Origin of the sequence: Niastella koreensis GR20-10 (assembly GCF_000246855.1) — a bacterium.
Lineage (GTDB): Bacteria > Bacteroidota > Bacteroidia > Chitinophagales > Chitinophagaceae > Niastella > Niastella koreensis.
This window is the reverse complement of record NC_016609.1, coordinates 8,548,420-8,561,898: the sequence shown is the minus strand read 5'-3', so window position 1 is coordinate 8,561,898 and position 13,479 is coordinate 8,548,420. Positions and strand designations below refer to the sequence as shown.

The following is a 13,479-nucleotide window of genomic DNA, read 5'->3' as shown; positions in this document are numbered from 1 at the left end:
GGGTTAACGTTTTAACCCGTCAACGTATCAGTTATTTCTTTTTGATCCAAAGCGCAGGATCGATATTGGTCCTTTCTTTCATTAAGATAAAATCAATTTCGCCATTGCCTTCACCGTCTTTGCCAGCCACACCCAGTATTTGTCCCTGGGTTATTTTCTGCCCTTTTGTTACGTTTACCGAAGCCAGGTTGGCATAAACGGTAAAGTAAAGCCCATGGCGCACCATTACCGACCGGTTGCCTTCTACATTGAATACGCTCAGGATCTCGCCGTCAAATACAGCTTTCACTTCGGCACCTGGTTCTGTGGCCAGGGTTAATCCGGGGTTGTTGCCAATAACCTCCATGTTGGGGATTTTATAGGGCCCGAAACGGATCTTGATATTCGCGTTATCAACCGGCCAGGGCAATTTGCCTTTATTGTTTTTAAAACTTCCATTCAGGAGTTTAGCCTCTGGTGATAATACCACGTCGTCGTCCTCTTCTTCCTTTACCTTGACCTTTACCTTCGTTTTCTTTTTGGTTGTTTTTTTAGTGGTGGTCGTTTTCTTTTTTGTGGTAGTCTTCCGGCCACCGCCGGTAGCGGCGTAAAAGTCGGCCGAGATAGCATGTTGAATGGCCAGGGTCAGTTCGTGGTCGGCTTTCTTTTTGACCGTAAGCTCCTGGCTGATCTCCTGTTCGCGGGTTTTAAAGTTCCTTACTGCATTGTTCTTGTCCTTCTTCTCTGCTTCCAGTTCTTTCTTTTGCACCACCTGTTCCTTCACCACCTGGTCTTTTTCCCGGCGGGTGCATTCCAACCCATTGATCTTTCCGGCCAGCAGTTTCTGGATTTTTATAATGGTTGCCTCCTGGTCCTCACAGTATTCATGATAAGCGTTGAAATATTGCAGTCTTTTATAGGCTTCGTTAAAAGAGCGGGCCGAGAGTATAAAGTTGAGGAAGCCGTAATTGGTGCTGAGCTTATAGGCAGTTACCGTATTGCGGGCGTATTGCGCCTTCATTGTATCCAGCCGGGTATTCAGGCTGTCGATCTCCATTCTTGACCGGTCAATGTTGCCTTCCAGCATGTCTATTTGCTGATTGATGTTCCTGATGGCTTTTTCGCGCAGGCGAAGTTTTGCCTGCACCATTTCCAACTGGCGCATCCCCGCCCTGGTTCGCTTCTTTGAATCAGTAAGCGAACTCTTCAGCTGATCTATCTCGCGCTGAATTTCAATTTGCTGATGTTTTAAGTCTTCGCTTCTGCCGGACTGCTGAGCCGGCAATGAAACGGCAATTGTCAGTGCTGCCAGACTGGTGGCCATCCATTTCACCATAGGGCTTTTTCATTGAATAGGGTCAGAGAATAAAAACCCCGACGACTTCCCGCCGGGGTTCCTTATAAGTACTTATCTTATTAATAACGCAAAAACTACCTTCTGCGTATCCAACTTTCAGGATCAAGGTTCCTGTTTTCCTGCATCAGCAGAAATTCGATCTCCCCATTGCCATCGTCATTGGCTGCGGCGCGGCCCAACATCTGGCCACTGGTCACTTTCTGGTCTTTGGCTACACTTACCGATGACAGGTTACTGTATACGGTAAAATACTTACCATGGCGAACCAGCACACTCCAGTTACCATCTATATCGAATATACGCGATACCTCGCCTTCAAACACCGCTTTTACCACGGCGCCGGGTTCGGTAGCGAGGGTAATACCGGGGTTATTTCCACGCAGCTTGGTGCCCTCGATGGAATAGGTTCCGAAGTGAATCTTTACATTTCCTTTTTCAACCGGCCAGGGTAAGCGACCTCTATTGCTTTCAAAGCTTCCGCTTATGCGGCTGCCCTCAGGCGTGGATTCCAGGTAGCTGTCGGCTTTCTTCACCGGTTCTTTTTTAGGCTCTACCTTAGGTTCGGCCTTTGCAACCGGGGCCGTAGCTGCAGGAGTGCTTTTAGGTTCAGTCGTTCTTTTGGCCGCCAGGTCTTCTTTTTCTTTAGCTTCTCTGGCTTTCCTTGCCGACTCGGCCGCCGCATTCTTCCGGGCGTTTTCTGCGGCATCTGCTTCTTCTTTAGCCTTTGCTTCGGCTATTGCTTTATCGCGGGCGATCTTTATTTCGCGCGCAATGGCGGCGCCAATGGCCGATTTCAGTTTCAGGTCGGCCCGTTGCTTGGCCGTCAGCTCTTTAGATATTTCTTTTTCCCGGGCTTTGAGTTTGCTCAGGATCTCGTTCTTTTCTTTTTTCTCGTCTTCCAGTTCTTCCTTCTGTTTTTCCTGCTTTTGTAACACCACGTCCTTTTCCTTCCGGGATGATTCCAGTCCCGCTATCTTGTCGTGTAACAGCACCTGGGTGTTCTTTATGGTGGTGGCCTGCTCTTCGCGGTACAGGCGGTAAGCCCGCAAATACTGCACCCGGCGCAGGGCATCGTTAAAACTGGAAGCGGAGAAGATGAAGTTCAGGAAATCGTAGTTGCTGCGGTTTTTGTAAGCATATACCAAGTTCTTGGAGTATTGGGCTTTCAGCGTATCCAACTCCCCTTTTAACCGCTCGATCTCATTTTTTGATTTTCCTATGGTACCCTCAATGTAACCTATCTGCTGGTTGATGTTGCCTATGGCCTGTTCGCGCAGACGCAGTTTTTTCTGCACCATGGTAAGTTGTAATAAACCAGCCTTGGTATTCTTCTTGGTATCCTTCAGGGTATTTCTCAACTCATCAATTTCCCGCTGAATGTCGGCCTGTTTTCTTTTCAGCTCATCACTGCTACCCCCCGGTTGTTGCTGGGCAAGCAGGGTAACCGAAACCGTAACGGTCAAAAAGCAGGTAAGCATCATTTTCAGCATACTGAATGATTTTTTAAGTGTTAACAGGTTCGGGCCAGGTCATTCTGTTGGAAAATCACAGGGTTGGATGGAAGTTAATACATAACGCTTAATTCCGTTTATAATTTTTCGGAATACCGAACGGAGTATTTAAATCAACGTTAAAATCAAACTGTTTATACTCCATGGATACATCCAGCTTCTGCTTTTCCGACACTGTAATTTTGCGGTAGGCCGAAAACTGAACGCCGTTCTTATTCTGGTAATCGCCATAGGTAATGTCGGCAGTGCGGGACCGCACAGGGTCTACATCGTCGAGTTTGCTATGCTGAATGGTATAATCGTCCTTGCTCACGGTTAACAGGTGCTTGAAAACGGCGCCCACACTCATAAGCGAAATGTACCGGTCGTCTTTTTTATAGGAGTTGATATTGCTGTCGAGGAAAATGGGATTGCCTATCAGGAGGTTTTGCAGATCGGCAAAGGTGAGCGGGATCTTGATCACTTCCTGCAACGATTGCACAGACCGTAACTGGTAGGTTTTTTGGGTTTTGTCGAGAATGATGAGGCTATCGGGGGTGATCTTTACCCTGAATGCTTCAAAGTCGATCAATGGTAATCTTACCGACACCCACAGCAGGCTGTCTTTCTTCATTTTTACATAGGCGTTGAAATCGTAATTCTTGCCATCACTACGCTCAAAATGTACTTTGATCTTGGCGTTGAAAGTGTTGAATTTAATATCATTCTGGCGGATGGTATCCCAGATCTTTCTAATATAGTGCATAGAGTCGGCGCGGCTGTCAACCACGGGCACTACTACTGCCGTATCTTTTTTGGCAATGGCTGTTTGAATCGTTTTGGTAGATCTGCAACTGGTAGCTGCAGCCATGATGATGACAATAATAACGAGGCCGGAAATATATTTCATTCTTTAGGATTTACCGGTATGGCCAAATCCGCCGTCGTGGCGTTTGGTTACCGAAATTTCTTTTACGGGTTTCCATTTTACACGCTCTACTTCGTGTACAACCATTTGGGCAATGCGATCGCCCGGGTGGATGGTTTGTGGTTCCTGCGACAAGTTTATCAGAATGATCTTTACCTCGCCACGATAATCGGCATCTATGGTACCAGGGCTGTTTAAACAGGTGAGTCCCTGTTTTATAGCCAGGCCGCTGCGGGGGCGTATTTGTGCTTCGTACCCACTGGGCAATTCAATGAACAAACCGGTAGGCACTAAAAACCGCTCCAATGGTTTTAAGACAATTGGCGCTTCCAGAAATGCGCGTATATCCATACCGGCTGCTTCTTCCGTAGCATATTCGGGCAACGGATTGGTAGACTGGTTAATTATCCTGACTTTTACTTTTGGCATGGCGCAAATGTAATGTGATAATGTGATAATTTGGTAATGTGATAATGGAATACAGGCTCTTGTGAGTGCTTGCGTGTGCGCTTCGGAATTGTAGGAAAACCGGGTATTAAAGCATTATCAAATCATCGAATTATCAAATTAGCTAATAGGTTGCAGCAGCACAGTAGCATAGGCTACCAATCCCTCTTCTCTACCCACAAAGCCCATGGTTTCGGTGGTAGTGGCTTTTACCGACACATCGTCTATGGTAATTTCCAGGATACCGGCAATCACACTGCGCATTTGATCGGAATATTTCTTGATCTTGGGCGCTTCGAGGCAAATGGATGAATCTACATTTATTACCCGGTAATTGCGGGCTTTTATCAAATCGTAACTTTTCTGTAACAGAATTTTGCTGTCGATGTCTTTCCAGGTATTATCGGTATTGGGGAAATGCACGCCTATATCGCCCAGGGCCAGGGCGCCCAGCAGGGCATCGCAAATGGCATGCAACAATACATCGGCATCGCTATGCCCCAATGCCCCTTTATGATGGGGAATTTTTACTCCACCTATCCATAGGTCCCTGCCTTCTACTAATTGATGAAAGTCTATACCAAAACCAATACGCATAATGTGCTAATTTGCTAATGTGATAATATGCTAATAAAAAAAGCGTCCCGGCTATGCCGGAACGCTCAAATATATTCAATTCTATCAGCACATTGGCCAATTAGCAAATTAGCCTATTCTGCATTGAGGTCATCGAGGTCGAAGATGAGGCCGAAACGCAGGGTATTTGACAATGGGTTGCGGTTCACGCCCGAGCCGGAAGGCACGAGGTATGAAAAGTTCAAACCAAACACATTGTATTTAACGCCTAAACCAACGGTGAAATATTTACGGTTACCCTTGGTTTTATCTTCATAAAAATAACCGGCGCGGAAAAAGAACTGATCCATGTAATTATACTCTGCGCCCAATGATACCTGGAACTCTTTCAGCTCTTCTTTAAACCCGCCTGGCGCATCGTTGAACGAGCTGAACCAGCTGCTTACAGTTGATTTGCTTCTGTAATCGGCGGCCTGCGCGTTGGCAACAGCCGTATCATCCTGGTTGAAATTTGGTGGCGTAGGCACCAGTAATTTATGTACGTCTACCCCGAAGGTAATTTTGTTTTGTTCGTCGAACGCCTTTGTATAAGTAGTACCAAGGCTTAAGTTGGCAGGGATATAATCCTTCTGGGTTGCATCGTTCGTATAACCGATCTTACCGCCCAGGTTGGTAAGGGTAGCGCCGAAGTTCCAGCCCTGACCCGCTTCATCCTGTCCATTATAGAAGAAGGTAATGTCACCGGCTACTGTGCTACCTGGTTTATAAGTAGTACCGCTTTGCGCCAGATTACCAGCCAGGTTGGAGTGGATATAACGAAGGGCCACACCCAAACCTATTTTATCAGACAATTTACGGGTATAACCGAAGTCAACGCCAAACTCGCGAGGGCGGCCTGAACCGAAATCGTTACCAGCCGCATCGGTAAACTGAATGTTACCCAGGCTGAAATAACGTACCGAACCAGCCAGGGCCTGGTCTTCATCGAGTTTGTAATATCCGGCCAGCGCCAGTAAATACACATCATTCAACCCAAGGTCTTTTAACCAGGGCGTATATGTTAACCCTACACTGAAGTTCTTTTGTGCAAAAGGAACCTTTGCCAGGTTATAGAAAGGCGCATTGGCATCGGGACTTGTAGCCACACCCAGATCGCCCATACCGCCAGCGCGGGCATCAGGAGAAATGCGTAAAAAGGGTACTGCAGTTGTAACCACATTTATAGGCTGAGTTGTTTGGGCATTTGCAGAAATCACACCCAACGACAGGAATACACCTACAGTTAGTTTCAAGAATTTTCGTTTCATTTTTGAATTGTCTTTAAGGTATCAGACCGCGTTCAACGTTCTCCTCAATAGCAGTTTGGTAGAATAAAGTTTACCCTTGCTTTTGCAATAAAGCCTGTTGATGCGATACAATAAATAATTTGGGTAAAATTTCCTGTCGATAGATTGGCTAAAATAAGTTAATTCAAAAATTGGGTACTATTACAAGATAAACAATTTCTCAAGCTTTTCTGCTGCTTTGCCGTCTCCGGTTTGAACCCATAAACGGTAAATATACACACCTCTGCCGATTTTATCACCATAATCATCCCTTCCATTCCATTCACAGTCACTCGAACGGGTTCCGGGCGAAAATATTGTCCTGCGAATTGTTTTTACAAGCTTTCCCGTAACTGTATACACCTGTATTTGTATAAGTAATTCTTCCCCAGGCCTGTTATGCTCGAACCAGAAAGTGGTATGCGTGGTGAACGGATTAGGATAATTTAATACGTGGTCCAACGCAAAATTCTGCTCGCTTACCACCCTGAAATTAAGGGTGGTCTCCCCTGAGTTATTCGCTGCATCCCAGGCTTTTATGCTTAAAGTATGCGACCCTGGCGCCAATGCCGGCAGTTGAAAATGCACCGTTCCCTGCCGGAAATTATTCAGGTCGGCCTCATAAAATTCATTCAGCACATATTGGTTCTTTTGATCATTATCAAGAACTGCAACCAGGTCGTGACCAATACCCGTTCCGAGTATATTAATACCGGATGAGTCGGCTAATTTTAAGATCAAAACGGGCCGGTCGTTGGTAATGCTGCCATTAACAAACTTCTCGTCATTTAAATACGCTTTTATCGACGGACCGAGGGGGTCCACCACCCCATTTCCTGAACCGCCAACAATAATATTTGTCAAAACGCCATTCGCGTCCTTTGTACCATTATCGCCATAGTAGCTGATCTTGCCATTGCCGTACTGGTAACTGATGTCTTTGGGCACAATAAAACTAAAGGCGAACCGGCCATTGCTTACGGTAGCCTTACCCTTGAAAAGGATATTTTTTTGCATTTGAACCGGCACCGGAATACTCGCTGCATCGTTGCCCAGGGTGTTTACGGTTGTTGCCTTATCAAAAATGGTGGGGTATATGGTTCCATTAAAATCATTGAGGGGGTTGCCGGCATTGTCCTGCACGGCGCCGCTGATGGTATATTCCGATAATGCTTTTAAGGTATCGGGCGTGTTGCTTACGGCATTACCGTTTATGGCGGTGGTCTTTACCTGGTATACAGGAAACGCCAGCGTAAGGGCAGGATCGCCCAGCAAGGTGAATTTGCGGTTGTTCACCACATCGCTGCTGAAGTTGTAAGTATAGTTTTTGGCATCCCGCACGGCCTCACCCAGGCTGCGGTAGCTGCTGTCGGCCCTGCGCTGAAAAGCTGTTTTCAGGTAATTCTCATTCATTACCTTATTACTGAAGGCAAATACCACCCGGGTGGTGGCCATGAGGGCGATGGCCCCTGTTTTATCGCGCAGCAGCAGGTTTTCGCCTATTGAGCTTATTAACGGATTGTCGTACGGCGCCACATCGCAGGTGGCGGTAATAAACAGCGGCAGTTTATTGGGGTTATTGAATGTGTTGATAATATCCTTATCAAGCACCACTTCTTCTGCCAGCCGGCTGTAACTGCCATGGCCTGAATAGTTCCATAACAGGGTGCCACTGTAGATCTTATTGTTGATGGCCTGGTTTACAGCAGGATAGCGGCTTCCGGCCGAACTGCTTTCCTGCGGAAAGGCATCCAGGTATATTTTATCGATGTTTTCCTGGGGCGATACCCCCGCTACGGCCTGCGTCATGGTTTCGGCATCGTTCAGGTGCAGGTTATTGTCTTCATCATCGGCAATAAAGGTGCACTCGTTGCGCCAGGCGCCCAGGCTTTTGGGGTCGTTGTAAGCCAGGATCTTGTCGACCATGGACTGTGCTTCCCGTTCATTTTGCGCCGGTATTCTGCCAATGCCTATATCAAGCAGGTTGGTAGCCGTTCCGTTGATGTCGTCATTATCACCCAGGAAACCGAAAAAGTCGTCGGAGGTATAGGTAGCCAAAGGGTCAAGGGCGGTGGGGCTTTCCCAGCAGGGCACCAGGTTGGTATTGTTACTGATGCGGTTGCGGTAATCGAAAGAGGCATCGCCGAAAAGCAGCAGGTACCGGGGGGCTTTGGTGGAATCGCCGCCGGCACGGTCGTAAAACATTTTTACAAAATCGCGCAGGGCCGTTGGGTCGGGCGAACCGGAAGAAAACTCATTATATACCTGGTTTACGGTTACCACCAGGCTGCTGAGGTTATCGCGCTGCTGGTGGTACTGCGCCAGCCGCTGGGCCTGGCCTAACAGGGTTGGAGCAGTTATAATAATGTATTGTGGCGTGGCTATGCCATGCAGGTTCTGATTGGGCACCCGGTCCCCAACGCCTGGCGTTAGGAAGCCATTGGCAGTGAAGGCAATGTATTCGTGCAGGCGGCTGCTTTCATTCACAAACCGCCAATCGGTCCCGTTTAAACTGCCCTGCATTTTTACCGGTTCCAACCCATTGGTTACATCCCACACCTGTACAGCAGCAGTTGCATTTTTAATAATAAAGCTGCTCACTTTGCCCGGGCCCACACTGTTCCAGTCGCGGAATGGCAGCTGGTTCACGCCGTTCATATTCAGGTCTACCCGGGCCAGGATCTCTACCCAATCTAACCAGCCCTGGCTGCCGGCGCTGCCCTGGGTATAATCGAATTTTACAGCAAGCGGGGTTTGGGTGGTACTGAAGGTGCCCGATGACTGGGCAGTGGTAGCAAAAGCGTCGTATAAACCGGTACCGGTAGCAGGCAGATTTATTTGCATAGCCGCCTGGTTATTAACACTAACCGCAAAACGGCTATCGGTATTGAAGGAGCGGGCCACCCCTGCAGCCCTGATGGTTGCGGCATCGGGCAGCACATTGGGCATGTTTACCGCATAGGTATGCGTCAATGCCTTGCCGCCGTTGGTTGAATATTCTTCCCCATACCATTGACGGCCACTGCTTAGCAGGTTCACCGTATCCAATTCATAAAACCAGTTGCGGGTGGCCTGTGTAACGGTAGTATTCGGCGCAGCGGTGACAGCAGCGGTAGTTATCCGTTTGCCATTCTGACCAATAACCAGGTAGTACCACGAAGTATCGCTATATATATTCTTTTGATGGTGAAAGGTTTTGTTGAGGGAGTCCTTCGTCCAGGCATGCGGACCAGCGGCATAAAAAAGAATGTAATCAGCCCCGTTCAGCTGGCCATCGCCGCCATCTTCCACCCAGATGGCGTTTTCCACCAGGTCGTCGGCTACGGTGTTCAATGGTTTTTCGGGCAACATTTGTCCGCCATTTCCATACAGCTTTACCCCCGAACTGGTGAGTCCGGACGTATTTATGCCAAGGGAGGTGAGGAACGGGAGGTCGATTTTGTAGATGCCGGGAGAAGTTGTACTTATTTTATACCAATTACCCATCGCCAACACAGAATTGGCCGTATATGAACGTTGAGCGTGAACCGGCATAGTCATAACCAACAGAAAGGTCATGACAAATATGCCCGCCATCATAAGGTGGATAAAAGGTCTGCCGTGCATTTGGCCAAAAATAGTTCATTTTGGACCATGATACCCGGCGGAAACTTGTACCGGGGAAAAAAATAATCCTGCACCCAACGTACCCGGCTCAATTATTGAATATAGTGGAAAACACCGATAAAAACCCGTAGTGGTTTTGGCATTTTAACTGTTCTAAAACGCTTGTGCAACAGGTTGTTTTACTAAAAACCGGTATATTCGCCATCCCTATAGTTTTTGTGGAAAAGCAAATCAAAAAAGGATACAATATTTGAAATGCATTAGCGTTTAACCATATTGAACTAAAGGCAAAAGTCATCAAAATGAATTTGAAAAACCTATTTATCGTATTATCCTGCGCAGCCGCGGTAACTGCCTGTAAGTCCAACAAGAAAGAGAAATCTGACGTTACGGGTTGGAACTACAATGACAAAAACATGGGCGGATACCAGGTATCCCGCGAGAAGGAACAACGTACTGGTCCCGGACTGGTATTTGTTCAGGGCGGTACCTTTACCATGGGCGCCACAGAAGAAGATGTTATGGGCGATTGGAATAACATTCCTACCCGTAAAACAGTAAACTCATTTTACATCGACCGTACCGAGGTTGCAAACATTCACTACCGTGAATATTTGTACTGGGTAAACACGGTTTTTGATGGTGATGAATATAAAGCCGTAAGAGAAGGCGCATTGCCCGATACCCTGGTATGGCGCAGTGAGCTGGCTTACAACGAGCCTTTGGTTGAATACTACTTCCGCCACCCCTCTTACAACTACTATCCTGTAGTAGGTGTAACCTGGAGGCAGGCGCATGACTTTTGTTTATGGCGCAGTGACCGCGTAAACGAAAAAGCTTTATACGACAAAGGCTTTATCAATAAAACAGCCCTGAAAAATCTGCAGGGCCAGGGTGCCGAGTCGTTCAATACCAAAGCTTATTTGCTTGGTTTAACTACTCCTACTCCCGGTAACCAGGTTCGTTCTAAAAAGAACCCTTTAAAGAACCCCAACGGTACACCAAGAACTCAGGTAACTTTTGAAGACGGTATCCTGTTACCGAACTACCGTCTCCCAACAGAAGCTGAGTGGGAATATGCTGCGATGGGTCTGGTTGGTCAAAACCCCAACCCAAGCAAAAAAGAAGGAAAGCGTGGTGAGGAGTTAATTACCAACAAACAGGTATTTGCCTGGACAAACAACGTAAACGGTTTGCGTGATAGCCGCCGTGGTGCATGGCAAGGTACTTTCCTCGCTAACTTCAAACGTGGTAATGGTGATAACATGGGTGTGGCCGGTGGTTTGAACGACCGCGCTGTATACACTGCGCCGGTTACTTCGTTCTTCCCCAACTCATTCGGTTTATATAACATGTCTGGTAACGTGAGCGAGTGGACTGGCGACGTTTACCGTCCGCTGTCACCCACGGATAATGATGATGTTTCCCCATACCGTGGTAACCACTTCCAGAATGTTTACAAGAATAAAGATGGCGAGTTTGAAAAAGATAGCCTTGGTCACGTTAAAACTGTATATGTAACTGACGAAGAAAGCAAAAACCGCCGTAACTATCAGAAAGGTAATGTAATCAACTACCTGGATGGTGACTCAATAGTAGCTGGTGTTGGTTATGGTGAAATGGATATGGATAAGAACAAAGCTGCCGGCCGTGGTTATGGCATGACAACTTTGATCAGCGATAAATCGCGCGTAATTAAAGGTGGTAGCTGGAACGACCGTCCATACTGGTTAAGCCCAGGTACACGTCGCTTCCTCGAAGAAGATCAGGGTCTTTCTACTGTAGGTTTCCGTTGCGCAATGGATCGCCTGGGTAGCCCTGAAGGTAATGGCCGTAAAACCGGTATCAGTTACCCTACAAGACGTCAAAATACAAGAAAACGATAATTGGTTTTTCAAATTCTTACAAAGAGCCTTCCCGACGCGTCGGGAGGGCTTTTTGTTTTTGGTGAGGTGTTGGTTATGGGAGGGGCGGTTGTGATAACAGGGGCAGGCCATAAGCTGCAAACTGTAAGCCATAAGCTGCAAGCTATAAGCTGCAGGCAGAAAGCTGAAAGCTAAAAGCCGAAAGCAAATACACTTCCGGGTTTTGGCTTTAGGCTTTAACCTTTAGGCTTTTACCAGTATTTTGTATTGCTGCAGGCAGAAAGCCGAAAGCTAAAAGCCGAAAGCAAATACACTTCCGGGGTTTTGGCTTTAGGCTTTAACCTTTACGCTTTTACCAGTATTTTGTATTGCTGCAGGCAGAAAGCCGAAAGCTAAAAGCCGAAAGCAAATACACTTCCGGGGTTTGGCTTTAGCCTTTAACCTTTAGGCTTTTACCAGTATTTTGTATTCGTCTTTATCAACTCTGTCAACCCTATCAACGTTATCAACTTCCTTGTTAACCTGTCAACGTGTCAACTTGTTAACCTGTTAACTTTTCAACCCGTTAACTTAAATTTGTAAAATGACCATTGATCAACTCTACAAAATATACCGGCAATATCCTTCGGTACAAACCGATACCCGGAAGCTGAAAACGGGCGATCTTTTTTTTGCATTAAAAGGACCCAACTTTAACGGTAATGAATTTGCATTGGCAGCACTGGCGGCCGGTTCGGCATATGCCGTGGTTGATGATGCAGCACTGGCGGGTACCGATAGCCGGATAATTGTTGTTGACGATGTGCTCACTGCCCTGCAGCAACTGGCCAAACACCACCGCCAGCAGTTTAATATTCCGTTTATTGCCATCACCGGCAGCAATGGTAAAACCACTACCAAGGAACTGGTGTATACGGTTCTTTCGGCCGGTTATAAAACCTATACTACCCAGGGTAACCTGAATAATCATATTGGTATTCCGCTTACTATTTTATCGGTAAAAGACGATGCCGAGATAGCAGTAATTGAAATGGGCGCCAATCACCTGCGCGAAATAGCCAGCTATTGCGAATATACCCTGCCCACGCATGGCATTATCACCAACTGCGGTAAAGCCCACCTGGAAGGTTTTGGCAGCATAGAGGGCGTTCGTAAAGGCAAAGGTGAGTTATACGATTACCTGCGGGCTAATAACGGCACCGTATTCGTTATGTGGGATTATGATTACCTGCAAACCATGAGCAAGGGCATAGCCACCGTGGTAAAATATGGCACTACCAATACAACCGATATACAGGGCGCCATTCAGCAAAGCGAGCCCTTCCTTACCGTTTCTATTGTAAAAGGCGCTCACATCCCCGTTATTCAAACCCAGCTGGTGGGCGCTTATAACCTGCCCAATGTACTGGTGGCCGTAACTGCAGGCAGGTATTTTAATGTGCCTGATGAAAAAATAAAAAAGGCCATCGAGCATTATACGCCTTCCAACAGCCGCTCGCAGCTGATTGAAAAGGACGGCAATAAATTTATCCTGGATGCCTATAACGCCAACCCTACCAGCATGCGGGCCGCCATCGAGAACTTTGCCAACATTCAGGCATATAACAAGGTATTGATGCTGGGTGGCATGGCCGAACTGGGCGCCGAAAGCCTGCAGGAACACGAAGGCATTATAAACCTCATAAAACAACACCCCTGGAAAGCCGTAGTACTGGTAGGTGGCGACTTTCTGAAACTCGATCATCCGTTTATTAAAATGGCCAACTCTGCAGAAACTGCGGCCTGGTTTAAAGCACAATCGTTTACTGATACGTATTTTTTGATTAAAGGATCGAGAAGTATGCAGATGGAGAAAGTTCTTAGTTCTTAGTTCAAAGTTCAAAGTACTTCGACGCGGCTTCCGCGC

General features: G+C 47.0%; 9 protein-coding genes. 2 read left to right on the top strand and 7 right to left on the bottom strand.

The annotated features are described in order from the left end of the window. Window positions 1-31: 31 nt before the first annotated feature. The 7 genes from NIAKO_RS37470 to porU form a co-directional block, all read right to left on the bottom strand. Window positions 32-1,315, bottom strand: coding sequence for a murein hydrolase activator EnvC family protein (locus NIAKO_RS37470; protein ID WP_014223132.1), 1,284 nt, complete (start codon window positions 1,313-1,315; stop codon window positions 32-34). 95 nt (window positions 1,316-1,410) lie between these two features. Further along, window positions 1,411-2,826, bottom strand: a complete 1,416-nt coding sequence (locus tag NIAKO_RS34455) for a murein hydrolase activator EnvC family protein (protein WP_014223131.1) — start codon at window positions 2,824-2,826, stop codon at window positions 1,411-1,413. An 88-nt stretch (window positions 2,827-2,914) separates the two neighbouring features. Then, entirely contained in the window at window positions 2,915-3,736 is an 822-nt protein-coding gene (gene lolB1, locus NIAKO_RS34450) for a lipoprotein insertase outer membrane protein LolB1 (protein WP_014223130.1), read from the bottom strand. 3 nt (window positions 3,737-3,739) lie between these two features. Beyond that, complete coding sequence (gene dut / locus NIAKO_RS34445) at window positions 3,740-4,183, bottom strand: dUTP diphosphatase (protein WP_014223129.1); 444 nt, start codon at window positions 4,181-4,183, stop codon at window positions 3,740-3,742. A 138-nt stretch (window positions 4,184-4,321) separates the two neighbouring features. Then, window positions 4,322-4,798: a 2-C-methyl-D-erythritol 2,4-cyclodiphosphate synthase gene (gene ispF, locus NIAKO_RS34440; RefSeq protein WP_014223128.1), complete on the bottom strand. Its 477-nt coding sequence runs from the start codon at window positions 4,796-4,798 to the stop codon at window positions 4,322-4,324. Window positions 4,799-4,911: 113 nt separating this feature from the next. Continuing rightward, a complete protein-coding gene (porV, locus tag NIAKO_RS34435) occupies window positions 4,912-6,084 on the bottom strand; it encodes a type IX secretion system outer membrane channel protein PorV (RefSeq protein ID WP_014223127.1) in 1,173 nt (390 codons plus the stop codon). Window positions 6,085-6,264: 180 nt separating this feature from the next. Beyond that, window positions 6,265-9,660 carry a type IX secretion system sortase PorU gene (gene porU, locus NIAKO_RS34430; RefSeq protein ID WP_014223126.1) on the bottom strand — a complete coding sequence of 1,132 codons (3,396 nt, stop codon included), beginning with the start codon at window positions 9,658-9,660 and terminating at the stop codon, window positions 6,265-6,267. Between the two features lie 350 nt (window positions 9,661-10,010). Between porU and NIAKO_RS34425 the strand changes: the two genes are divergently transcribed. Beyond that, window positions 10,011-11,594 carry an SUMF1/EgtB/PvdO family nonheme iron enzyme gene (locus NIAKO_RS34425; RefSeq protein WP_014223125.1) on the top strand — a complete coding sequence of 528 codons (1,584 nt, stop codon included), beginning with the start codon at window positions 10,011-10,013 and terminating at the stop codon, window positions 11,592-11,594. Between the two features lie 562 nt (window positions 11,595-12,156). Next, window positions 12,157-13,443 (top strand): UDP-N-acetylmuramoyl-tripeptide--D-alanyl-D-alanine ligase, encoded by a 1,287-nt coding sequence (locus NIAKO_RS34420; protein ID WP_014223124.1) that lies wholly within the window; start codon window positions 12,157-12,159, stop codon window positions 13,441-13,443. The last annotated feature ends 36 nt before the right edge of the window (window positions 13,444-13,479 follow it).